This window comes from Nocardia iowensis (assembly GCF_019222765.1).
Lineage (GTDB): Bacteria > Actinomycetota > Actinomycetes > Mycobacteriales > Mycobacteriaceae > Nocardia > Nocardia iowensis.
The window spans coordinates 7,561,329-7,584,538 of record NZ_CP078145.1 but is presented as its reverse complement, the minus strand read 5'-3'; the positions used below and the strand labels follow the sequence as shown (position 1 = coordinate 7,584,538).

25 protein-coding genes are annotated in these 23,210 nt (G+C 66.8%); 16 read left to right on the top strand and 9 right to left on the bottom strand.

Annotation, left to right across the window (positions count from 1 at the left end):
• Positions 1–37: 37 nt before the first annotated feature.
• Both KV110_RS34970 and KV110_RS34965 read left to right on the top strand, forming a co-directional pair.
• A complete protein-coding gene (locus KV110_RS34970) occupies positions 38–196 on the top strand; it encodes a hypothetical protein (protein WP_218471408.1) in 159 nt (52 codons plus the stop codon).
• A 26-nt stretch (positions 197–222) separates the two neighbouring features.
• Entirely contained in the window at positions 223–624 is a 402-nt protein-coding gene (locus KV110_RS34965) for a hypothetical protein (RefSeq protein ID WP_246634167.1), read from the top strand.
• A 6-nt stretch (positions 625–630) separates the two neighbouring features.
• On the opposite strand, the gene KV110_RS34960 is transcribed toward KV110_RS34965, so the two are convergent.
• The 5 genes from KV110_RS34960 to KV110_RS34940 all read right to left on the bottom strand — a co-directional run bounded on the left by KV110_RS34960 (position 631) and on the right by KV110_RS34940 (position 4,861).
• A complete protein-coding gene (locus KV110_RS34960) occupies positions 631–972 on the bottom strand; it encodes a hypothetical protein (protein WP_218471406.1) in 342 nt (113 codons plus the stop codon).
• Positions 973–997: 25 nt separating this feature from the next.
• Positions 998–1,408 (bottom strand): hypothetical protein, encoded by a 411-nt coding sequence (locus KV110_RS34955; protein WP_218471405.1) that lies wholly within the window; start codon positions 1,406–1,408, stop codon positions 998–1,000.
• Positions 1,405–2,664, bottom strand: a complete 1,260-nt coding sequence (locus tag KV110_RS34950; protein WP_218471404.1) for an amidase domain-containing protein — start codon at positions 2,662–2,664, stop codon at positions 1,405–1,407. The genes KV110_RS34955 and KV110_RS34950 overlap by 4 nt, the downstream gene beginning before the upstream one ends.
• Positions 2,665–2,759: 95 nt before the next feature.
• Entirely contained in the window at positions 2,760–4,361 is a 1,602-nt protein-coding gene (locus tag KV110_RS34945) for a PH domain-containing protein (protein WP_218479280.1), read from the bottom strand.
• A 2-nt stretch (positions 4,362–4,363) separates the two neighbouring features.
• Complete coding sequence (locus KV110_RS34940) at positions 4,364–4,861, bottom strand: PH domain-containing protein (RefSeq protein WP_218471403.1); 498 nt, start codon at positions 4,859–4,861, stop codon at positions 4,364–4,366.
• A gap of 220 nt (positions 4,862–5,081) precedes the next feature.
• Between KV110_RS34940 and KV110_RS34935 the strand changes: the two genes are divergently transcribed.
• From KV110_RS34935 to KV110_RS34915, 5 genes are all read left to right on the top strand, one after another.
• Positions 5,082–7,682, top strand: a complete 2,601-nt coding sequence (locus KV110_RS34935) for a bifunctional FO biosynthesis protein CofGH (RefSeq protein ID WP_218471402.1) — start codon at positions 5,082–5,084, stop codon at positions 7,680–7,682.
• Positions 7,683–7,982: 300 nt separating this feature from the next.
• Positions 7,983–8,306, top strand: a complete 324-nt coding sequence (gene fdxA, locus KV110_RS34930) for a ferredoxin (RefSeq protein ID WP_014987978.1) — start codon at positions 7,983–7,985, stop codon at positions 8,304–8,306.
• A gap of 7 nt (positions 8,307–8,313) precedes the next feature.
• The gene (gene dapC, locus KV110_RS34925; protein ID WP_218471401.1) at positions 8,314–9,423 is read left to right on the top strand and encodes a succinyldiaminopimelate transaminase; all 1,110 of its coding nucleotides are present in this window, start codon (positions 8,314–8,316) and stop codon (positions 9,421–9,423) included.
• 78 nt (positions 9,424–9,501) lie between these two features.
• Positions 9,502–11,136: an L-glutamate gamma-semialdehyde dehydrogenase gene (pruA, locus tag KV110_RS34920; RefSeq protein WP_218471400.1), complete on the top strand. Its 1,635-nt coding sequence runs from the start codon at positions 9,502–9,504 to the stop codon at positions 11,134–11,136.
• A 44-nt stretch (positions 11,137–11,180) separates the two neighbouring features.
• The gene (locus KV110_RS34915) at positions 11,181–12,089 is read left to right on the top strand and encodes a proline dehydrogenase family protein (RefSeq protein WP_218471399.1); all 909 of its coding nucleotides are present in this window, start codon (positions 11,181–11,183) and stop codon (positions 12,087–12,089) included.
• A gap of 65 nt (positions 12,090–12,154) precedes the next feature.
• Here KV110_RS34915 and KV110_RS34910 read toward each other — a convergent pair whose 3' ends face one another.
• On the bottom strand, positions 12,155–13,036 hold the full coding sequence (locus KV110_RS34910; protein WP_218471398.1) for an oxygenase MpaB family protein: 882 nt from the start codon (positions 13,034–13,036) through the stop codon (positions 12,155–12,157).
• Between the two features lie 151 nt (positions 13,037–13,187).
• On the opposite strand from KV110_RS34910, the gene KV110_RS34905 reads away from it, so the two are divergent.
• Positions 13,188–13,820 carry a TetR/AcrR family transcriptional regulator gene (locus tag KV110_RS34905; protein ID WP_218471397.1) on the top strand — a complete coding sequence of 211 codons (633 nt, stop codon included), beginning with the start codon at positions 13,188–13,190 and terminating at the stop codon, positions 13,818–13,820.
• A gap of 6 nt (positions 13,821–13,826) precedes the next feature.
• Here the strand turns inward: KV110_RS34905 and KV110_RS34900 are convergent, their stop codons facing one another.
• Both KV110_RS34900 and KV110_RS34895 read right to left on the bottom strand, forming a co-directional pair.
• A complete protein-coding gene (locus KV110_RS34900; protein WP_246634166.1) occupies positions 13,827–14,534 on the bottom strand; it encodes a hypothetical protein in 708 nt (235 codons plus the stop codon).
• Between the two features lie 89 nt (positions 14,535–14,623).
• Positions 14,624–15,478 carry an oxygenase MpaB family protein gene (locus tag KV110_RS34895; RefSeq protein WP_218471396.1) on the bottom strand — a complete coding sequence of 285 codons (855 nt, stop codon included), beginning with the start codon at positions 15,476–15,478 and terminating at the stop codon, positions 14,624–14,626.
• Positions 15,479–15,615: 137 nt separating this feature from the next.
• Here KV110_RS34895 and KV110_RS34890 point away from each other — a divergent pair, with 137 nt between their 5' ends.
• On the top strand, positions 15,616–17,043 hold the full coding sequence (locus tag KV110_RS34890) for an acyl-CoA synthetase (protein WP_218471395.1): 1,428 nt from the start codon (positions 15,616–15,618) through the stop codon (positions 17,041–17,043).
• A 122-nt stretch (positions 17,044–17,165) separates the two neighbouring features.
• Here the strand turns inward: KV110_RS34890 and dapD are convergent, their stop codons facing one another.
• Entirely contained in the window at positions 17,166–18,113 is a 948-nt protein-coding gene (dapD, locus tag KV110_RS34885; RefSeq protein ID WP_218471394.1) for a 2,3,4,5-tetrahydropyridine-2,6-dicarboxylate N-succinyltransferase, read from the bottom strand.
• A gap of 84 nt (positions 18,114–18,197) precedes the next feature.
• On the opposite strand from dapD, the gene dapE reads away from it, so the two are divergent.
• From dapE to KV110_RS34850, 7 genes are all read left to right on the top strand, one after another.
• On the top strand, positions 18,198–19,301 hold the full coding sequence (dapE, locus tag KV110_RS34880) for a succinyl-diaminopimelate desuccinylase (protein ID WP_218471393.1): 1,104 nt from the start codon (positions 18,198–18,200) through the stop codon (positions 19,299–19,301).
• A 22-nt stretch (positions 19,302–19,323) separates the two neighbouring features.
• Entirely contained in the window at positions 19,324–19,638 is a 315-nt protein-coding gene (locus tag KV110_RS34875) for a WXG100 family type VII secretion target (protein ID WP_218471392.1), read from the top strand.
• Between the two features lie 50 nt (positions 19,639–19,688).
• Complete coding sequence (locus KV110_RS34870) at positions 19,689–20,000, top strand: WXG100 family type VII secretion target (protein WP_218471391.1); 312 nt, start codon at positions 19,689–19,691, stop codon at positions 19,998–20,000.
• Positions 19,997–21,505 (top strand): ADP-ribosyltransferase, encoded by a 1,509-nt coding sequence (locus tag KV110_RS34865; RefSeq protein WP_218471390.1) that lies wholly within the window; start codon positions 19,997–19,999, stop codon positions 21,503–21,505. Before KV110_RS34870 ends, KV110_RS34865 begins: the two co-directional genes overlap by 4 nt.
• A 16-nt stretch (positions 21,506–21,521) precedes the next feature.
• Entirely contained in the window at positions 21,522–21,773 is a 252-nt protein-coding gene (locus KV110_RS34860; protein WP_218471389.1) for a hypothetical protein, read from the top strand.
• A gap of 63 nt (positions 21,774–21,836) precedes the next feature.
• Positions 21,837–22,646, top strand: coding sequence for an LOG family protein (locus tag KV110_RS34855; RefSeq protein WP_218471388.1), 810 nt, complete (start codon positions 21,837–21,839; stop codon positions 22,644–22,646).
• On the top strand, positions 22,643–23,200 hold the full coding sequence (locus KV110_RS34850) for an LOG family protein (protein ID WP_218471387.1): 558 nt from the start codon (positions 22,643–22,645) through the stop codon (positions 23,198–23,200). Before KV110_RS34855 ends, KV110_RS34850 begins: the two co-directional genes overlap by 4 nt.
• Positions 23,201–23,210: the final 10 nt, after the last annotated feature.

Genomic DNA, 23,210 nt, shown 5'->3' with positions numbered 1-23,210 from the left:
GTCCCGTCCGCGGCAGCGCCGGAATAGACTCGCTGCCATGTACAACTGGTCGGTCCAGGACGCGATTGTCGCGTTCGTCGACAGCATGAAGCCGAACTGGCAGGCGCAACACGAGCTGTACCTGAGGGTGCTGTACGGGTTCGTCGATATGCAGAGTCACCTGCTGACCCTCCTCGGCTTCCCGCCGGTGCCGTGAGGGCCGCCGTCGACGACCACGCACCCGTGGCATCCACCTACGGTGATTCGCCGTCCGCATCGGCCGCGCTGGGCCCGCTCATTCTGGTGATCCTGGTGATCGACGCCTTCATCACCCTCGCGCTGGAAGTCCTGTATCTTCCGACCTACCTCGGCGGCACCGCGTTCCCCTTGGCGGGACTGCTGGCCGGGGTGGTGAACCTCTTGCTCATGCTAGGGGTGCGTGCCGTCTCCCAGCGCGTCGCGGTGATGTTCTTGCCGTTGGCTGCTTGGACTTTCGGCTTCCTGATCTGCGCGAGCACCGGGCCCGGCGGCGACATCATGCTGGCCAGTGATTGGCGCACAGTGCTTTTGCTGTTCGGCGGATTGGTGCCGCCGTTGGTGTACATCTATGTGCGGGTGAATTCCGGGTTGTTCAGCAGACGTTGAGTGCCCCTACCGCGGCGGCGGTTGGCCAAGACCATTGAGCGCGGTCGCGATGCGGCTGACACCGGTCGCATTGTCGACGTCCATGGCCTGCATCGACTGAGCGGCCGCGACGATCTGCTGTGCGGTGGTGGCGAACTCGTTGATCGTGCCTTCCACCTCAGCCTTCATCGAATTGGCGTAGGCCACCAGCTTGGGTCCGGTGGCAAAGCCCTTGTTGCCATCGGCGGCCGGTTGCGCCGAGTCGAACAGCGGGCCCAGGGCCGCACGCGCCTCGCGCGCTTCGGTCTCTATCGCGCCACCCGAGGAGTGCACGTGCTCCGGCTTGATGACGATCTCGTCACCGCTCATGATCAGAATCTCCCCTCCCAGAAGGTCAACCACTACCGCAGGGCAGTCCGCTGCCGTCCAACCCCAGGTAGGGGTCGCTCGGCGTAGACGTCACCAAGAAGAGTCCGATCGCGAAGAAGCTGATAGCGGCTACGGCGAGCGCAGTTCCCAGCGCTGCTCGCAACCGCCGCCACCGGTATTCACCGCGCATCAGAAATCGAGAGTGGAACGCAAGACAGCCGAACGCGACCGCGCTCGCCACGGCGGCGAGAGTGGTCGGCACCGAAACGTCCGGTAGCGGCGCGACGACGCGGCATCCGGCGGCGACGATCGAGTCCTGCCAGGCTTGCCGCCTGTCGTGCCGAATCCACAGCGCGACAACGGCTATTGCCAGCGCACCGACACCAGCGGCGCCGATGCCACTGACGGCGGCTTCGCGATGCCAGGCGATCGTCACCAAGTTTCCTTCGGCCGTACGACGGTAATGTTCTGGCGCCCTTCGCCCTGCTCGACCATGGGCAACCGGTTTTGCAGACTTTGATTCGATGCACCCGGTGTGTGCTGTGTATACAGCACCTCACCGTCGGGCATAACCGCCGTCACGATCGCGGTGTGGTGACTCACGCCGTCGGGGTGGCCGCCCGGCCCGTCGTTGTAATCGAAGTAGACGATGTCGCCTGGCCGCGCATCGGACACCGAAACCTGGGTGCCGCCGTTCTCCAAGAAGAATTTTCGCTGCGAGTCGGAGTTGTACCAGCTCTCGGTGTGTGTCTTTCCTTCGATAAATGGAACGCCCACATCTCCGGCCGGCGAGGTGCCCCAGTTGTCGCTGTCGAGGGTGCCCCAGCTCCAGAAATCCATCTTGTCCTTCAGCCCGCCGGCTCGGAGCGCATGCGAGGCGAAGTTCGCGCAGTTGTTGTTGAACACATCGATGCCGGTATCGTTGGCATGCGCCAATGCCCAGCTGACCGCATTCACCGGGTCATAACCGCGGCCGTCGTCGCGAAGGCTCTTCTTCACGTCCTCGGGTATCCCATCCAGTTTGGCGAGTTCGACCGGCACCGCGCGCATCAGGTCCTTTTGTTGCTGGGGCGTCAACGACTGCCACCACTCCCTGACCTGCATCGGGCTCAGGCCGTCCGGCAGCGTGTTACGCAGCGCCTCCAGTGCCTTGTGCACCGCGGTGCTCTGATGGGCCTGCGCCTGCGCTTTGGTGACATCGTCGGGGTCGACCGATACCGCGGCGATGGCCTCGACGCACGCTTGATCGGCCTGCGTCGCCGCTTCGATGGCGTCGTCGATCATCCGCTGCGCGTTCATTTGCGAAATGTAGAGCGAGGGCTCGAACGGTATGTCCGGCGGAATGACGACTCGGCCGTTCGCGTCCACGGAAAGCTGGGCGGCGGTGGCGTAGTTCACGGCGGCGCTCAGTTGGCGCTGGGCGATAGCGACGGCATCCTGCAATACATCCAGCGCCGACATCGCACCGCGGGACATGATGCTCGCATTCACCATTCGGTTGGCGACCCTGGTCAACACGCCCCGGGCCAGACTCCCGGTCTTATCCGGCCAACTGTCCTCCAGCGGCTTTACTCCGTTGGCATGAATATTGTCCGCGGTTCGCTCTGTCTGCTTGGATATCGCAAGCAAGTCATCCGCCGCCGATTGCCATAAATCTGGTTTGGCGTCGCGAAGCTCCGCGAATGTAGCCATCGAATCCCCTCCAGCGCCCCGAATCCCGCCCCGAGCGCCCATATCGTAACGAATCCCCCGCGCGTCGGTGACCCCCTGATTTTGGGGGCGCGGGCCTACCCGCGCTCAGCCGCCTGAGCGGTGCCGAGCAGGCCGGGGGTGGTTGCTTCGATGAGTGACCAGGCTTGGTCGAGTGCGATGTCGAGGACGACGTAGCGCTTCTTGCCCGCGGCAGTGGCCGCGATCAGGGTGGCGACGCCCGCGCGGCGTTGGAAGAAGGTCTGCCGGACGGTCCAGCCGATCACGCCGGGGGCTTCCAAGCAGTCGCGGTCGCGGTCCAGTGAGCCGGATCGGGTGATGAGCCAGGTTGGGCTGGTAGTGGTTTCGGGAAGGACGGTGTGGCCGAGGCCGCGATAGCGGTCTTCGGCCAGCGCGATCGCGATCGGAACCAGCAGCACGGGCACGGCCCACCACCACGGCGAAAAGTCCGCTCCGGCAAGGGAAAAGGCGAGCATGACGAGCGCGGCCACGGCGATGGGTACGAGGGTTCGGGTGTGGCGCCTGCGACGGGCGACCGGTCCGTGGGTGCGCAGCGGTGCGCTGCCCGGGGTCGGTCCCGCGACGTGCGGGTCTGCCTTGTCCAGCAAGGCATCGACCTTGTCCTGGAACTCATTCGGCGCGAGCAGGTGGCTCAGCGTGTGCTCGATGGCGGTGCGTGGCGCCTGGGGCAGGATCTTCTGGCGCGGGTTCTCGCCGGTCATGATGGCTTCGAGTTCGGCGGCACCGGCCAGCCGGAGCAACAGCGGCTCGTTCACCGTCGCGCCGCGAAAGCGAGCCAGATCCAGGGTGATCTGGCGGGTGGTGAACAAGCCGTGGCGCAGATGCAGCGTCCGGCCGTCATCGAGGACGCGCAGTCCGAAATACGTTGTCAGATAACGGGCGCAGGCGGCCAGGCTGACCACCAGCACGATCACCAGGACCAAGGCGATGGCGCCGACGGCGATGAGTACCGCGCCACCGTTCTCCACCCATTGCACCGCATTCGAACGGAACAGCACCTGGCCGACGCCGTATTGGAACGCCAGACCGACGATCGGCGCGACGATCGCGAAACCCGTCAGAGACAGTGGTGCGTAACGAACCCAGCTCGGGTTCCAATGCGCGATCTCCCGGGATGGCGGCTGCTCGGGGCTATCGGCAGTGCCTGTGCCGGTCGGATCGACCTCCGAAACTGTTTGTCCGGCAACGCTTTGCGGTGTACCCGAGGTGTGGGCGAGCAGAGCGGCGCGCAGTTCGGGTACCAGTCGCGCGTCGAGCGCGTCCAATTTGAACTGTTCACCCGAATCCGCTTGCTGCCCGGTGCCGATGGCAAGCACCGCGAGCCCGAGCAGCCGGTGCAGCACGTCGGCTTCGATGTCCACCGACCGGATCCGCGACCGCGGCACCGACAGCTTCTTGCGCTGAATCAGCCCGGTGCGTAGTTCGACATGGGTCGGCCCCACCCGATAGGTGGTGGTGAACCAGCGAGTGAGCGCGAACCCGACGATCAACGCCAGCGGGATGACGCTCCACACGTGATTGCCGCTGCTGGTGCCGAGGATCACCGACCCGATCAGCACGGGGATGAACTTCACCACCTCGGTGACCGGATGCACCAACAGCATTCGCTTGTCCAGCCGCGACCATGGCTGATCGGTCGCCGCCGGGAGTGGCTCCATCGTCACGTCGCGTCCCCCCGATGCTGCGCGGCGATCCGGGTCAGCCGGGTCACCGTCTGCTCGGCCACCGGCAGATCGAGCGCGGAGATCTGCACCGCACCCGCGGACGAGGCGGTGGTCACCGTCACGGTGGCCAGCCCGAGCAGCCGCTCCAGCGGACCGCGCTCGGTGTCAACGGTCTGCACCCGCGAGATCGGCGCCACCCGGCTCTCCTGGGTGAACCAGCCGACCCGGGTATACACGGCCTCGTCGGTGACCTCCCACCGGTGCACCGCGTACCGCCACCACGGCACCACCCCGATATTCAGCACGGCGAGGACCAGCGCCACCAGGAACACCACGAGCTGCCAGCCCCGATGCCCGGAGTCGAGCAGCACCCAGACGATCAGCGCCGCGAACGGAGCCACCCAGACCAGTGCGCCCTGCACGGTCCACAGGAGTTTGGCCTTCGGACTGGGACGCCAGGCGGGGTCGGCCATGATCGTGCGCGGCTGTGACATGCCTGTCATGGTTCCATGAAGTCCGGCCCGTGGTCGCGCCGATTGTGTGCGGCGCGGCGCGGACCGATGGAATACGCCCGGGCTGCACGCAGTTGTCAACGCTCACATGGTGCCTCGCTGTCACGGGCCCCGTGGTGAGTGCGGGTCCCGCGCCCGGTGGGTGCTGGTCACTACGCTCACTCATCAGCAGTGGAGGGAGACAGTTCAGGATGTGTAGCGCATGATCGAAGGCGTGACCGAGCTACCGAACCCGAGTGTCCCGTCCGCAGCGCCTTCCCCATCGGCCATGCGCCGGGCGCTGCGACGAGCCCGCGACGGTGTCACGTTGAACGTGGACGAGGCCGCGGTGCTGTTGCACGCGACCGGCGACGACCTGGTCGATCTGAGCCACAGCGCCGCCCGGGTGCGTGATGCGGGCCTGGAGTCGGCGGGCCGCCCCAAAACCATCAGCTACTCGCGCAATGTCTTCATCCCGCTGACCCGGCTGTGTCGTGACAAGTGCCACTACTGCACCTTCGTCACCGTGCCGGGCAAGCTGCGCGCCGAGGGCAAGGGCATGTTCCTCGAACCCGACGAGGTGCTCGACATCGCCCGTCGCGGCGCCGCGCTGGGTTGCAAGGAGGCGCTGTTCACCCTCGGCGACCGTCCCGAGGACCGCTGGCCGGAGGCCGCGCAGTGGCTCGACGAGCGCGGTTACGACTCCACCCTGGACTATCTGCGTGCCGTCTCGATCATGGTGCTGGAGGAGACCGGGCTGCTGCCGCACCTGAATCCGGGTGTGATGTCGTGGGAGGAGATCTCCCGGCTCAAGCCGGTCGCGCAGTCGATGGGCATGATGCTGGAGACCACCGCCGCCCGGCTGTTCACCGACAAGGGCAACTGCCACTACGGCAGCCCGGACAAGGACCCGGCGGTCCGGCTGCGCGCCATCACCGACGCGGGCCGGCTCTCGGTGCCGTACACCACCGGCATCCTGGTCGGCATCGGTGAGACGCTGCATGAGCGCGCCGAGTCCATCATGGCGATTCGCAAGCAGCACAAGGCTTTCGGGCATATCCAGGAAGTGATCATCCAGAACTTCCGGGCCAAGAACGACACCGCGATGCGCGATGTCCCGGACGCGGGTATCGAGGAGTTCCTGGCCACCATCGCGGTGACCAGGCTGCTGCTCGGCCCGGATGTGCCGGTGCAGGCGCCGCCGAATCTGGTGTCGCACGAGGAATGCCGGGCGTTGATCGATGCGGGCATCGATGACTGGGGTGGCGTGTCGCCGGTGACGCCGGACCACGTGAACCCGGAACGGCCGTGGCCGAATCTGGACACGCTGCGCGAGATCACAGAGGCGTCCGGATATCAGCTGGTCGAGCGGACATCCGCGCACCCGAAGTACGTGCGGGCGGGCAGCCCGTGGATCGATCCGCGAATCGGCGCGCACGTCGCCGCGCTCAGCGATCCGGTCACCGGATTGGCGAACCCGGATGCGATGCCGGTCGGCCTGCCCTGGCAGGAACCGGACCAGTCCTGGGAATCCGCGGGCCGCGTCGACCTCAACACCTCGATCGACACCGAGGGGCGCAACACCGAGAGCCGCAGCGATTCCGCGCTGGGGCAGGACGTGGTCGGTGCCTTCGGGGACTGGGACACCATTCGGGAACAAGCCCGCGACCTGGCCGTTGTGGCGCCGGAACGGCTCGACTCCGATGTCCTCGCCGCGTTGCGGGCGGCCGAGCGCGACCCGGCCGGGCTCACCGACGCCGAATACCTGGCCCTGGCCACGGCCGACGGCGCGAACCTGGAGGCGGTGGCCGCGCTGGCCGATCAGCTGCGCCGCGACGCCGTCGGTGACGACGTCACCTACGTGGTGAACCGGAACATCAACTTCACCAACATCTGCTACACCGGCTGCCGCTTCTGCGCGTTCGCCCAGCGCAAGGGCGACGCCGACGCGTTCACGCTGAGCATGGACGAGGTCGCCGACCGGGCCTGGGAGGCGCACGTCGACGGCGCCACCGAGGTCTGCATGCAGGGCGGCATCGATCCCGACCTGCCGGTCACCGGCTACGCCGACATCGTGCGGGCGGTGAAACAGCGGGTGCCGTCCATGCACGTGCACGCCTTCAGTCCGATGGAGATCGTCAACGGCGCCTCCCGTGGCGGCGAAAGCATTCGTGACTGGCTGGTGGCGCTGAAGGAAGCGGGCCTGGACACCATCCCCGGCACGGCCGCGGAGATCCTCGACGACGAGGTGCGCTGGGTGCTCACCAAGGGCAAGCTGCCGACTTCCGCGTGGATCGAGGTGATCACCACCGCGCATCAGGTGGGGCTGCGCTCCAGCTCGACGATGATGTACGGCCACGTGGACAACCCGAAGCACTGGGTCGGACACCTGCGCGTGCTGCGCGGAATCCAGGATGAGACAGGCGGTTTCACCGAATTCGTGCTGTTGCCGTTCGTGCATCAGAGCGCGCCGCTGTACCTGGCGGGCGCCGCGCGACCCGGCCCGACCAACCGGGACAATCGGGCCGCGCACGCGCTGGCCCGGATCATGCTGCACGGCCGCATCGAGAACATCCAGACCAGCTGGGTGAAGCTCGGCACCACCGGCACCAGAGTCATGCTCAACAGCGGCGCCAACGATGTCGGCGGCACGCTGATGGAGGAGACCATCTCCCGAATGGCCGGTTCGCAGCACGGTTCCGCGAAGACCGTCGCGGAACTGGTCGACATCGCCGCGGGCATCGGACGTCCGGCACGCGAACGGACCACGACGTACGGCGTTCCGCGGCACAAGGTTTCGGCGCTACCACTTTCGGTGGGCTAGCGGCGTAGGCTGGCGTCCGCCGGGGTGACGGAAGGTGCAGGCCTGGTCCCGGTGGACCTCGTCCGGAATGCCGGGAAACCGGCGGACCGACAGCGAAGCTTCCGAATGGATGGAGTCGGACCCGCAAAGACGTGGGACGGTTCGAAATAGGCAGGTCCGGACTATGGTTTCGCACTACTTCAGTGGCGTACGAAACATCTGAAGTTAGGCAAGGCTGACCCGGAGTAGCGTGGGGTGTCCGGATAGGGTTTCGCTGGGCGGACTATCCCCGCAAGGTGAGGACAGACTAGGAGAGCGGCAGTGCCGTACATCATCGCTGAACCGTGCGTTGACGTGAAGGACAAGGCATGCATCGAAGAATGCCCCGTGGACTGTATCTACGAGGGTGGTCGCATGCTGTACATCCATCCCGACGAATGCGTGGACTGTGGTGCATGTGAGCCGGTGTGTCCGGTGGAGGCGATCTTCTACGAAGACGACACCCCGGACCAGTGGAGCGGATACGTGAACGCCAACGTCGACTTCTTCGACGAACTCGGTTCGCCGGGCGGTGCGACGAAGGTCGGCAAGGTCGACTACGACCCGCCGTTCATCAAGGAACTACCTCCCATGGCGAGTGAGTAGCTCTGCCGTGTCCGCACGTGGCCGGGTCAGCAGTCTGCTCCCCGATTTCCCCTGGGACACCATCGCTTCGGTGAAGGCGAAGGCCGCGACACATCCCGGTGGGATCGTCGATCTGTCGGTCGGTACCCCGGTGGACCCGGTCGATCCGCTGATCCGCGCCGCGTTGAGTTCGGCGTCCGCGGTGCCCGGCTACCCGGCCACCCACGGCACGCCCGAACTCCGCGCGGCCGCGGTCGACGCGCTGAAGCGGCGCTACGGGATCACCGGACTGGACCCGGCGGCGGTGCTGCCCGCGATCGGTACCAAGGAACTGATCGCCGGTTTGCCCCGGCTGCTCGGCCTCGGCGCGGACGACCTGGTCGTCATCCCCGAGGTCGCCTACCCGACCTACCAGGTCGGCGCGCTGCTGGCGGGTGCGCAAGTCGCGCGCGCCGACGGGTTGACCCAGCTCGGTCCGCGCACACCGGCGCTGATCTATGTGAACTCGCCGTCGAACCCGACCGGTCGCGTGCTCGGCGTCGACCACCTCCGCAAGGTCGTCGAGTTCGCCCGCGAACGCGACGTGATCGTCGCCTCCGACGAGTGCTACCTCGGCCTCACCTGGGACGGCCGAGCCGTCTCCATCCTCGACCCCGAGGTCAGCGACGGTGACCACACGAACCTGCTTGCCGTGCACTCCCTTTCGAAGACCTCCAACCTCGCGAGCTACCGCGCCGGTTTCGTCGCGGGCGACCCCGCCCTCGTCGCCGAACTGCTCGAGGTCCGCAAACACGCGGGCATGATGGTGCCCTTCCCCATCCAGGCCGCCATGACCGCCGCCCTCAGCGACGACGCACACGAAGCCCAACAGCGCGAGCGCTACCGGGTCCGCCGCGAAGTCCTCCGAAAAGCTCTGCTGGAAGCCGGTTTCCGCATCGACCACTCCGAGGCAGGCCTCTACCTCTGGTCGACCCGCGGCGAACCCTGCCACACCACCCTCGACTGGCTCGCCGACCGCGGCATCCTCGCCGCCCCCGGCGACTTCTACGGCCCCACCGCCACCGAGCACGTCCGCATCGCCCTCACCGCCACCGACGAACGCATCGCCACCGCCGCCAACCGCTTGACCACCCGCTGACCTCCTCCGCTACGACACGCGCACGGGGCCCGTGCCTGGCAACGGGCGCGGTGGGGCGGGGGAGCGTTAGCCTGGGGTATGGACGCTGTGACGGTTGTTCCTACTCCGAGTAATGAGCCGGTGCATTCTTATGGGCCGGGCAGTCGGGAGCGGGAGCTGCTGGTTGCGAAGCTGGCGGAGATTTCTGGGCAGACTGTGGATGTGCCGCTGGTGATCGGGGGGAAACATCGGCCTGGGATCGGGGAGCGGCACGACATTGTCGCGCCGCATCGGCGGCGGCAGGTGCTGGGGACCTATACCGACACGACGCATTCGGAGGCGCAGGGGGCGATTGATGCCGCGATGGCGGCGGCGGCCGGGTGGCGGACGTTGCCGTTCGACGAGCGGGCGGCGATCTTCTTGCGGGCCGCTGATCTGCTGGCGGGGCCGTGGCGGGAGACGGTGGCCGCGGCGACCATGCTCGGGCAGTCGAAATCGGCTCAGCAGGCCGAGATCGACGCGCCGTGTGAGCTGGTCGATTTCTGGCGATTCAATGTGGCGTTCGCGCGGCAGATCCTGCAGCAGCAGCCGGAGTCGAGTGCGGGGGTGTGGAACCGGCTGGACTATCGGCCGTTGGAGGGGTTCGTCTACGCGATCACGCCGTTCAACTTCACCGCGATCGCCGGGAACTTGCCGACCGCGCCCGCGCTGATGGGCAACACGGTGGTGTGGAAGCCGTCGCCGACGCAGACATTGTCCGCGTTCTACACCATGCGACTGCTGGAGGCGGCCGGGCTGCCACCGGGTGTGATCAACATGGTGACCGGTGACGGCGTGGCCCTGTCGGAGGTGGCGCTGGCAGATCCTCGGCTCGCCGGAATCCATTTCACTGGTTCCACCAGGACATTTCAGTATCTGTGGCAGCAGGTGGGCGCGAATATCGGCCGGTACCACGGCTATCCGCGACTGGTCGGGGAGACCGGCGGCAAGGACTTCATCGTCGCGCACCCGTCGGCCGATCCGGATGCGTTGCGGGCCGCACTGATTCGTGGCGCCTACGAGTATCAGGGTCAGAAGTGCTCGGCAGCCTCCCGCGCGTACATCGCGCGTTCGGTATGGCGCAAGATGGGCGACGATTTTCTGCATCTCACCGACGAGCTGAAGTATGGCGACGTGGCCGACCTGTCCAATTTCGGTGGGGCACTGATCGATCAGCGCGCCTTCGACAAGAATGCCGCCGCGATCGGTCGCGCCAGGGCTGCCGGGCTCACCATCCCGGTCGGCGGCGCCTGTGACGACAGCGAAGGGTGGTTCGTCCGTCCGACGGTGCTGCTGGCCGACGATCCGCACGACGAGTCCTTCGGCACCGAGTATTTCGGACCGATCCTGTCGGTGCACGTCTACGACGATTCCGAACCGGGCTCGTACGCCGCGATATTGGCCGAGGTCGAGTCGGCGGCGCCGTACGCGCTGACCGGCGCGGTCTTCGCGCAGGACCGCAAGGCGATCGAACAGGCCGACGCCGCACTGCGCTTCGCGGCGGGCAACTTCTACGTCAACGATAAACCGACCGGTGCGGTGGTCGGCCAGCAGCCGTTCGGCGGCGCCCGCGCCTCGGGCACCGACGACAAGGCGGGCTCGCCGCTGAACCTGCTGCGCTGGGTGGCGCCGCGCACGATCAAGGAAACCTTCGTCCCACCAACCGAGTACCGCTACCCCCACATGAGCTCGTGAATCCGCTGCGCCCGCTCATTCTCGCGGCCTCGGCGTCGCCGCGAATGAAGCGTGTGCTCACCGGTATTCCGGTGACCGCCGAGATCGTGCGGCGGTTCGTGGCCGGGGAGACCAGGGACGATCTCATCAGGGTGGCGCAGACACTGTTGGACAGTGGCCGGATGGTCAGCGTGGACTTCCTCGGCGAGAACACCACCGACCGAGCGCAGGCCGACGCGATGGTGGCCGAATACCTGTCGCTGATCAATGATTTGGCGGCGCTGGAGCGGTCCCCGCGACCGGGGATCGAGGCCCCGCCGGTCGAGGTGTCGGTCAAGCTGTCCGCCCTCGGTCAAGCACTGCCCGTGGACGGTCCCGCGATCGCCACCGAGAATCTGCGCATCCTGTGCACCAAGGCGGCGCAGGCCGACGTGTGGGTGACCGTCGACGCTGAGGATCACACCACAACCGATGCCACGCTGGCGACGGTCCGCGAGCTACGCCGTGAATTCCCTTGGCTCGGTGCGGTTGTGCAGTCCTATCTGCGGCGCACGGAGCGTGACTGTCGCGAGTTGTCCGGTCCGGGATCGCGAATCCGGTTGTGCAAGGGCGCCTATCGCGAACCGCACGAGGTCGCATTCCAGCGTGCGGCCGAGGTGACCGACTCCTACCTGCGTTGCCTGGAGATTCTGCTGCGCGGCGCGGGGTACCCGATGGTGGCCTCGCACGATCCGGTGCCGATCGCCGCTGCCGAAGACCTGGCGGTCGAAACCGGTCGAGGCCCAGGCCGATTCGAGCTGCAAATGCTGTACGGCATCCGCGAGGCCGAGCAATTGCGGCTGGTCGGGGCGGGGTATGCGGTGCGTGTCTATGTGCCCTACGGCAGTCAGTGGTACGGCTACCTCACCAGGCGGCTGGCGGAGCGGCCCGCCAACCTCACCTTCTTCCTGCGCGCACTGGTCAGCAAATCCTGAGGTAAAGCAGTGGCAGGGCGCGTGCCCTGCCCACCGGTCCGCTGGTGTCCCTTCTCCGAAAGTCCCTACACCAGTGGCTTTCCCAGCCGCATCCGCCTGCGCAGATCGAACAGGTAGACGTTCAACGGGAACATCCGCGCCTGCTTGGGCAGCCGCGTGTGTACCACGGAAATACCCCGCAACAGCCGGTCGAATCGGCGCTGGTCCCGTTCGGTCCAGGTCATCCGCATCTCGTCCCGGACATGCTGTGGCAGCAATCCCGCCACGATGAACCGCTGGAGCTTGGCGAAGGTGAATTGGATTGGCCGCGGCATCATTTCGAGGTCGATGAGGGCGTCGAAGTAGTCGCGCAGGGCGGGCTCGATCCGGTGCTGCGCGAGGTTCTCCTCCCACCACGGCAGGAACTCCGCGCGGCTGGCGGGCCACATCTCCTGCCGCATCTGCAAGGTGGTGCCGAGCCGGGCGCTGTACTGGTAGAGCGCCTCGGAGGTCGCCGGATCCAGCGGACCGTGCATGCGGGTGTACAGGTCGTCGAGGCCCCAGTAGATCGTGGCCGCCACCCAAAGCTGCAATTTCGGGTCGAAGGCGTTGTATTTGACCGGGCTCTGCGGCCCGGAGCGAACCGGCCGGTGCGAGTGGTTGACGGCTTCGCGGTAGACCGCGCATTCCTCGTCTGACCCCATCATGGCGACCGCGATGTAGGTCAGCGTGGTGCGCAGCCGCTTGACCGGATGCAAGGTGACCTTGCCGCTGTCCACGGTGCTCTCCAGCACGCCGCGGCCGACCGGGCGCAGGCTCAGCTGCATGATGACGTTGGCGGTGCCGCCGAGGAAAGCCGCGATGCCGTCCATGTACTCCTGGATGGTTTCCGGCGTGAATGACTCGGCGGACAGCTCGGCCCGGCTCGGATCCGACTCGTGCGTGGCGGCGCGCAGCGGTGCGGTCATCGTCGACCTCGTCTTTCTGTTTCCGGACGCTCGCAGAGAGCACGCGGTGAGAAGATTTGTATCTCACCTTCTCATTGCCTCTATGCTCTGTCAATGATGCTGTGCAATGCTTTTTGTGTCATCGTTTCGGCGACCGGATAGGCTGGCAGACATGGCGAAGCTGAGCAGATTGCTGCCGTTGGTGCGGAGCACGGGCCCGGAGGACGGCAATCAGGCACGGGTGCTCGACGCCGCGCTGCTGGCGTTCCTGGACTTCGGCATCAAGCGCACCAGCATGGTCGAGGTGGCCCGGCGCTGCGGACTCTCGCTCGCCACGCTCTATCGGCGCTTCGCGAGCAAGACCGATCTGATCGAGGCGGTCGGGCTGCGGCAGACCCGCGAGTTCGTCGAGCAGGTCGACGCCGCCCTACAGCGGCAGGTCGATCGCGACGCGAGCGCGGAGGCGCAGATCGTCGAGCTGTTCGCCGCGTTCATCACCGGCCTGCGGGACAACCAGCTGCTGCACCGGCTACTGGCCACCGAACCCGAGCTGGTGCTGCCCTATCTCACGACCAAGGGTGCGCCGGTGCTCGAGCTCGGCCGGGACTATCTGGCCGAATTCATCGCGCGGCTACAGCAGGAAGGCAAGCTGCCCGCCTACGACCCGGAGCCGCTGGCCGAGATGATCGCTCGCACCGCGCTGTCGCTCGCGCTGACGCCGCAGACCGTCATTCCGCTGCACGACGACGCCGCGATCCGGCAATTCGCCAGAGACCACGTGGTGGTGTCGTTTCGGGTGCCATGAGGGTGCTCAGGGGAACGGGACGAGATCGTCCGCCAGGTACGGCAGCGCGGCCATGATGTCGGCGGTTTGTTCTTCGGCGGTCCCGTGCGTGTGGGCGACCACCACGAAGCCGCGGCCGTACGACGCCGAGGCGACCTCGGGCACGCCGACATCGGACCAACCCCATTTGGTGCCGAGGACGTACGGCAATCGGGCAGTTCCCCAGTCTTGTTCGGTGCCGTCGGCAGCGGTGGCGCCCGCGGCGGCCATCCATTCGAAGATGGGTGAGCGGGGGTCGGTGCGCAGCTTGGCGATGAGGAAATCGGCGACGTCGGCGGTGCTGGTGAAGGCGAAGCCCCAACTGTCTCCGCTATCGGTCGCGGTGAGGTGGTATTCCGCCGCGATGGTGTCGGTCGCGTCCGGGTATTTGGCTTCCACGGCGCTCGCCGCTCCGTCGTCCGAATAGCGGATCATCCGCTCGGCCAGGTCGCGCTCCGCGTCGGAGCCGTCGCCGTGGCGCAGGGTGTAGTCGGCGAGGTAGAGCTTGACCAGCGAGAGCGCGGTGCGTGACTCGTGCTCGTTGGCGGTGCTCCCATGGAAGCCCATGCCGGAGCGAACCGAGATCGCGGTACGTGGTGGCACCGCATCGGGATCGCTCGTCTCGGCGCTTGCGTTCGGCGGGGTAAGGGCGAAAAAGAGCCCAGCGGCAACGATCGCCACAGTCCGACGGCCCATGGTTTCCTCCTGGGTCTGCCCCCTTCGGGTGGAATGCCCGACTCCTTCGAGATCACACTGTTCGACGGCGAAATGCCCGGACCGGTTTGTCAGACCAGGCGAAGCCCGAGGCGGCGGCGGATGCGCAGGTCCAGCAGGTAGGCGTTGATCGGGAACATGCGCGCCTGCCGGGGGAGCCGGGACTGAGTGGCGCCGAGGGTGCGCATGATGCGGTCGAGGGCGCGATCGTCGCGCGCAGTCCACGTGCAGCCCATTTGGTCGCGGAGGTGCTGGGGGAGCAAGCCGATGACGAAGAAGCGGTGCATGCGGCCGAAGGTGAGTTGTACCGGGCGGGGCAGCATCTTCAAATCGATCAGGTCGTCGAAGTAGTCGCGGATCGGCGGGTCGATCGTGGTGGTGGCCAGATTCTTGTCCCAGTACGCGGCGAAGGCTTGCCGATCGACGGGCCACATGTCCGGCCGCACCTGCAGTGTGGTGCCGAGGCGGGCGCTGTAGCGGTAGAAGGCGTCGGCGGTGGGCTCGTCCATCGGGCCGTGCATGCGCTCGTACAGGTCCTTCGCGCCCCAGTAGAGGCACGCGGCCACCCACAGCTGGAGGTTCGGGTCGAATGCGTTGTACCGCACCGGACTTGCCGAGGTCGAACGCACCGGCCGGTGCGAGCGATTGACGGCTTCGCGGTAGTCCTCGCGCTCCGCGTCGGTGCCGAGCATGGCCACGGCGAGATAGGTGACGGTGGTGCGTAACCGCTTGACCGGGTGCAGCATGACTTTTCCGCTGTCGACGGTGCTTTCCACGACGCCGTAGCCGACGGGGCGGTTGCTGAGCTGCATGATGACGTTGGCGGTGCCGGCGAGTAGGCCGGCGATGCCATCGATGAACTGGGTGATGTCGATATCGTCCGACGGCTCGGCGACGTGCGTCGTTGCGCGAAGTGGCGTGGTCATCGTTGACCCCTAGCTCAATGAGAAGGTTGTACATGAACTTTGTCACCGCCTCACCCGCTGTGTCAACCGTCACATCGCAGCGTCATTCACCTGTGATCGGTCGAGGCGCCCGGGGCGGGGCGAAGTAGTTTGGGCGCATGTCGTTCGGTCCGCCGCTGCTGCTCAGTTCCCTGAACCCGCTCGCCGTCGCAGGCGGCGCGGATATTCCGAATGCCGTCACCATCGACGGGGTGACGCTCTCGCGCAGTGATCTGCTCGGTGCCGCGACATCGGTGGCCGAACGCGTTGCCCGCGCCGATCGGGTCGCGGTGCTGGCCGAGCCGACCGTCACCACGGTGCTCGCGATCGTCGGCTGCCTGATCGCGGGCGTGACCGTCGTTCCGGTGCCGCCGGATTCGGGCACCGCGGAACTCGCGCACATCCTGGCCGATTCCGGGGCGCAAGCGTGGCTCGGGAAAGCGCAGGAGGGGAGCGAGCTGCCCGTGATTCCGGTGCGGGTGCACGCCAGGTCGTGGCACACCTACCCTGAACCCGACTCCGCCACAACAGCTTTCGTGCTGTACACCTCCGGGACGACCGGATTGCCGAAAGGCGTTGTGCTCAGCCGCGGTGCGATCGCGGCCGGATTGGACGCACTGGCCGATGCGTGGGCGTGGACCGCGAACGACGTGCTGGTACACGGACTTCCGTTGTTCCACGTGCACGGCCTGATCCTCGGCGTGCTCGGCCCGCTGCGGGTCGGCAGCCCGCTGGTGCATACCGGCAAGCCGACCCCCCAGGCGTATGCCGCCGCGTCGGGCACGCTGTACTTCGGGGTGCCGACCGTGTGGTCGCGCATCGTCGAAGATCCAGCTGCCGCAAAGCGATTGGCGGACGCTCGACTGCTCGTGTCCGGTAGTGCACCGCTGCCCGTTCCGGTCTTCGAGCGGTTGCGTGAACTCACCGGCCACGCGCCCATCGAGCGCTACGGCATGAGCGAAACCATGATCACCTTGTCCACCCGCGCCGACGGTGAGCGCCGCCCCGGGTGGGTCGGCACCCCGGTGCGAGGCGTGCGGACCCGGTTGCGCGACGAATCCGGCGCCGATGTCGCGCATGACGGTGAAAGCATCGGCGGCCTCCAGGTTTCCGGCCCGATGCTCTTCGACGGCTACCTCAACCGACCCGAAGCCACTGCCGAAAGCTGGACCGACGACGGCTGGTTCAAGACCGGCGACGTCGCCGCCATCGACGCCGACGGCTTCCACCGCATCGTCGGTCGCGAATCGGTGGACCTCATCAAATCCGGTGGCTACCGCATCGGCGCAGGCGAAGTCGAAACCGTCCTCCTCGGTCACCCGGACGTCGCCGAGGCCGCCGTCGTCGGCCTCCCCGACCCCGACCTCGGCCAGCGCATAGTCGCCTTCGTCGTCCTACGCCCCACCGCGCCTGCGTCGATCGAACAAGACCTGATCACCTATGTGGCCGAACAACTCTCCGTCCACAAACGCCCCCGCGAAATCCGCGTAGTCGATTCCTTGCCCCGCAACGCCATGGGCAAAGTCCAAAAGAAGCGCCTCACCTGAGCTCGCCGACCGCGACGGAACTCGCCGCGCGTGAGTTCGTCTGCCGCGCCGGAATACGCCAGCGATTTCGTGCGCGGCAGGTCAATGAGCGCGCTGCTCGTGGCTTGCCACGGGGCGTCGAGTCAGTCGTTGGCGTGCAGGGCGGCGTTGAGTTCGATGCCGGTTCCCTTGCGGGGGACCACTTCTACCGCGCCGGTGACGGAGTTGCGGCGGAAGAGGAGGTTGTTCTGGCCGCTGAATTCGGCGGCCTTGGTGACGGTGCCGTCGGGGGCGGTGACCTTGGTGCCCGCGGTCAGGTAGAGGCCCGCTTCCAGGACGCAGTCGTCGCCGAGCGGGATGCCGAGGCCGGAGTTGGCGCCGAGCAGGGAACGTTCGCCGATGGAGATGATGGTGGTGCCGCCGCCGGAGAGGGTGCCCATGGTGGACGCGCCGCCGCCGATATCGGAGCCGTCGCCGACCACCACACCCGCGGAAATGCGCCCCTCGACCATGGAGTTGCCGAGGGTGCCCGCGTTGAAGTTCACGAAGCCCTCGTGCATGACGGTGGTGCCGGAGGCGAGGTGCGCGCCGAGCCGGACCCGGTCCGCGTCGCCGATGCGCACGCCGGACGGAACGACGTAGTCGACCATGCGCGGGAACTTGTCGACGCTGTACACGGTCACCGGGCCGCGGGCGCGCAGCTTGGCGCGGGTGGTCTCGAAGCCGTCGACCGCCGCCGGACCGTGGTTGGTCCACACCACATTGCTCAGCAGCCCGAACTGGCCGTCGAGGCTCACCCCGTGCGGCCGGACCAGCCGGTGCGAGAGCAGGTGCAGGCGCAGGTAGACGTCGTGCGCGTCGACGGGGGCGACGGACAGATCGGCGATCGTCGTGCGCACCGCGACCACATCGACACCGCGCGCCTCGTCGAAGCCGAGCAGCGCCGCGTACTCGGCGGGCGCGTCGTCCAGCCGCTTGGTCCCGGTCTCGGCGAACTCGCCGAGTTCCGGGCTCGGGTACCAGGTGTCGAGGACGGTCCCGTCCGCGGTCACATTGGCGATACCGACTGCTGCTGCTCCCTGAGTACTCACGTCCACAGAGGTTACCGACCCGCCGTCACCCGTGGTGAGCCTGCTCCGCGCCGGTGCCGTTCGACACGGTCGTAGGGTGGGTACGTGACCATCGACCTGCGTGCCGACCCGATTACGCTGACCGCCGCTCTTGTCGACATTCCGAGCGTTTCTCGGGACGAACTGGCGATCACCGATCTCGTCGAACAGGCGCTGCGGGAGCAGACCAGCGGATTCGAGGTGCTACGGCACGGGAATGTGGTGCTGGCGCGGACGAATCGCGGGCTGCCGACCCGGGTGGTGCTGGCCGGTCACTTGGATACCGTGCCGATCGCCGACAACGTGCCGGGCCACTTCGCGGTGAACGCGGCGGGTGAGCGGGTGCTGTACGGCTGCGGATCGGTCGATATGAAGTCCGGCGACGCGGTGTTCCTGCATCTGGCCGCGACGGTCGCCGAGCCGGTGCACGATCTGACGCTGATCTTCTACGACTGCGAGGAAATCGCTTCGGAATTCAATGGACTCGGGCACATCGAACGCGACCTGCCGGAGTGGCTTGCCGGTGACCTGGCGGTGCTCGGCGAACCGTCCGGCGGCTGGATCGAGGCGGGTTGCCAAGGGACGCTGCGGGTTCGGCTGTCCACCGCCGGGGTGCGCGCGCATTCGGCACGAGCCTGGTTGGGCGACAACGCGATTCACCGCCTGGCACCGATCCTGCAACGGCTGGCCGACTACCGCGCCCGCGAGGTCGACATCGACGGGTGCGTCTACCGCGAAGGGCTGTCCGCGGTACGGGTTTTCGGCGGAGTGGCGGGCAATGTGGTCCCCGACGCGGCCGAGGTGGACGTGAACTTCCGCTTCGCGCCCGACCGCACCGTGACCCAAGCCGTCGAGCATGTCCGCGAGGTGTTCGACGGCCTCGAGCTGACCTTCGAGGTGACCGATTCCGCCCCGGGCGCGCTGCCAGGGCTGACCGCCCCCGCCGCCAAGGACCTGGTCGCCTCGGTGAACAGCCACGGTGGCGGCGGAGTGCGCGCCAAGTACGGCTGGACCGACGTCTCCCGGTTCGCCGCCCGCGGCATCCCCGCCGTCAACTTCGGCCCCGGCGACCCCAACCTCGCCCACAAGCGCGACGAGCACGTCCCGGTCGACCAGATCACCGCCGTCACCGCCATGCTGCGCACCTACCTGACCGGCTCGACGGACTGACCACGAAACCCGAGGAACATCCGTGACCGACACCGCTCCCACCTTCGCCCTGGTCCCCGATCACGTGTCCGACGCCGGTCGCTACGTGCAGCTGACCGCCCAAAACCTCATCAACGGCCTGCGCTCGGGATCGGCCGATGTCGAAGGGCTCATGTCGAGCTGGCGCGGCACCGCGGCTACCGCCTACGCCCAGGCCTGGGACGAAACCCACACTGCCGCCATGGCCGTTTTCGAAGCGCTGGCCGACATGGCCGATCTACTCGGCGTAGTGGTCGATCGCACGGCCGCGACCGACTCCAGCACCGCGAGCGCCGTCAGCTCGCTGGACTTGCCCTAGCTCCACCTCGAGCGAAACATCCGATCCGCGGCCTGTGGGGGACAACGACATTGACCGAGCAGTATCGCGTAGACCTCGCACAGCTGGAAGCGGTGACAGCCAAGGTGGCCAGCTTGGCGGGGTTCGTGAACGAGTCCTTGCGTGAGGTGGACGAGCGCATGGCCGCTGTGCAGGCAACCTGGACCGGTGCCGCGGCAGACGCGCACGCTACCGCGCATACCGAATGGACCACCGCCGCCGCGAAGATCGCTGACGGCCTGGCGAAGATGCAGGCTGCCGCAACAGCGGCCCGCCGGTCCTACGAGCAAGGCTCGGCAGCGAATATCGCGATGCTCGGGCGCGGTGGTGGATCCGCGCGGTGACCGGCACTGTTCTCGACGTCGACGTCACCACCTACTACGACACCGCCGCGAAGGTGGCCGCGGGCGCGTCGGCCTGGTGGGCTGCCGTCGACGCCCAATGGCCCGAACTCGCCAAGGCGACCGATATGGCGGGCAGCTACAGCGACGCCAAGGAGTGGGCGCGGACCTACGACGCTCGCGCGACCGAGATCCTGCGCATGGTCACCCGAGTCGCCACCGCCGCCCACAGCTACGCCATCATCCTCAACGAGCTCGGCTACCAGCGCGCCCTCGATGAGCACGGGGCCACGATGAACGCCGGACCCGCACCGGTAAAACCACCGGCACCGATGTACCCGGCACTCAATTGCCGGGTGCCGCTACCGAGTGCGGGCGGCCCCGGCAGCGGGCTGAAGGATGAAGGGCTCGGACTCGTCGAGAAGATCGGCATCACCGTGCCCGACGGCAACGCCGCCACCATCTCGAACGCCGCCGACACGTGGGACCGTGCCCGCACCGCCGAAGGGGCCGCCGCGTTCCCGGCCGTCCTCGAAGCCGCCGCCGTCGCGTTCGATGCCGTCATCGCACCGGAAATCGCGTTCATCGATGAAGACCTGCGCGCGCTGAAGTCGGCCGCCGAAGCGGTGCTCGCCGCCATGGGCGAACTGGCCGAGTCCTGTCGCGCGCACCGGCAAGCACTGGATGAACTGCGCGACACCCTGCGCCAACAGCTCGAGATGGTGCGCGATGCGCTGATCCAGGAACTGGCCATCAACGCCGCCATCGCGATCGCGTCGTCCTGGATCACCTTCGGCGCCGGTGCCGCGGTCGGCCTGGCCGGAGCCGCCGCCATCTGCGCCCGCTACGCCCGCCCAATGCGGACCCTGATCGAGCAATGGCAGAACAACCGCCGGATCCGCGCCGGAGTGAAGCTCGACCAGGACCTTGCCCGGCATGTGCGGGAAATGGAACGTCTCGAGGACCTGGCACCTGGTGGTCGGCTCAAGCCCAAGGCAGATCCACCGCCGAAAAACGAACCGATCGAGGTGCCGACGACCAAGCATCCGCCGGGTACGGCCAAAGTCGATTTGACTCCGGAAGAACAGGCGGCGATCAATCGTTACGTCAGTGACGGATCGGTGCTCAACAAAGCTGTCCGTGAAGGGCGAGAACTCACCCCCGATGAAAAGGCATGGCTCGACCAGGTCAATAAGGCACTGGACAAGATGCCGCCGCATGAGGGCATGGTTACCCGCCGAGTCGAGCTGACTCCAGACGAGATCGCGAAGTACAAACCGGGGCATGAGATCACAGAGCAGCCGCTCACGTCGTCCTCCGCCACACCAGAGGCTGCGAAAGACCGCAACGTAGAATTCCAAATCGTTTCGAAGAACGGAAAATACCTCGGCCACAACGGAGGTATTCCCGAAGAAATGGAAGTGCTGTTCAGATCGCCCACCACGTTCGAAGTGGTCTCGAAAACTGAGGTCAACGGACGCACTATAATTCTCATGGGCGAGAAATAGGCAAAGGGAGTTAGTGATGCCAGAAGAAATCGACGGCAAGATCTTCAGGGAATCTCACGAGGTGGAGAACCCGCTGAGCGAAGAAGAAAAGGCGAGGATCATCGAAATGGCCGCCGAATTCAACCGCATTCGCGATGCCATACCCCCCGATCAGCTGAGACACCTCCCCGACAAGTACGGAGACGAAGACAGACTCGGCACCCCGAAGGAAGCCGAGTACCTGGCCGAGGTCGAGGAACGGAAGAAGCGCGGCGAGTACTGGGGCTGAACGTAGGACGACTTCTCCTGTCCGACCCGTTGCCCTGGTCCACCGCCCGGTAGCGTGGATCGCATGTCCACCGACGCCGCTGACCGTGAGGTTGCCAACAAGCCGAAGTCGACAGCCAAGTTCCGCGGGCCGGTCATGTTCCGCCGCGACCGCAAGGACGGGATCGGCACTGCCGACCGGAATTTGCTGGACCGGCGCGGCGACACCGATTGGGTGCATACCGACCCGTGGCGCGTGCTGCGCATCCAAGCCGAGTTCGTCGAGGGTTTCGGCGCGCTCGCCGAGGTGCCGCGTGCGGTGACCGTTTTCGGATCGGCGCGCACCGGGCCGGATCATCCGGAGTACGAGGCGGGCCGGGCCATCGGCGCGGCACTGGCCAAGGCCGGTTTCGCGGTGATCACCGGCGGCGGGCCCGGCGCGATGGAGGCGGCGAACCGGGGCGCGTGTGAGGCGGGCGGTTATTCGATCGGCCTCGGCATCGAGCTGCCGTTCGAGCAGAGCCTCAACGACTGGGTCGATCTGGGCATCAACTTCCGCTACTTCTTCGTCCGCAAGACGATGTTCGTGAAGTACTCGGAGGCCTTTATCTGCCTGCCCGGCGGCTTCGGCACCCTGGACGAACTGTTCGAGGCGCTCACCCTGGTGCAGACCCGCAAGATCACCCGCTTCCCGATCATCCTGTTCGGCACCAGGTACTGGTCCGGACTGGTCGATTGGCTCCGTGACTCACTCGGCGGCTCCGGCAAGATCTCGCCCGGTGATCTCGGGCTGATCCATGTGACCGACAGCGTGGAGGAGGTTGTGCAGATCATCCTCGCCAACGCCGAGGCGAATGGCGCGCAGGACGCGATCGGTACGGAGGACCAGTGGTGAACGAGCAGCCCTACGCCATCTGTGTCTACTGCTCCGCCAGCACCATCGATCCCGCCTATCTTTCCCTGGCGGCCCAGGTTGGCGCCGAGATCGCCCGGCGCGGTTGGCAATTGGTGTCCGGTGGCGGCAATGTCTCGATGATGGGCGAGGTGGCGAACGCGGCGCGGGCGGGCGGCGCGAACACCATCGGGGTGATCCCGAAACATCTGGTGCACCGCGAAGTCGCCGACGTCGACGCCGACGAGCTGGTCGTCACCGACACCATGCGGCAGCGCAAGCAGATCATGGAGGACCGCGCCGACGCCTTCCTCACCCTGCCCGGCGGCATCGGCACGCTGGAGGAGTTCTTCGAAACCTGGACCGGAGGCTATCTGGGACAGCACAATAAGCCCGTGGTGCTGTTGGATTCGGATGGCTTCTACCGAGGTCTTTTCCGATGGCTCGACGAACTCTACGACCGTAAGTTCGTGCCGCAACGCGCCATGGACCGCGTCACCGTGGTCACCGATCTTTCGTCTGCCTTCGCGGCACTGGAGGCGGCCGCGGCGCCCTGATGAGGAGAAC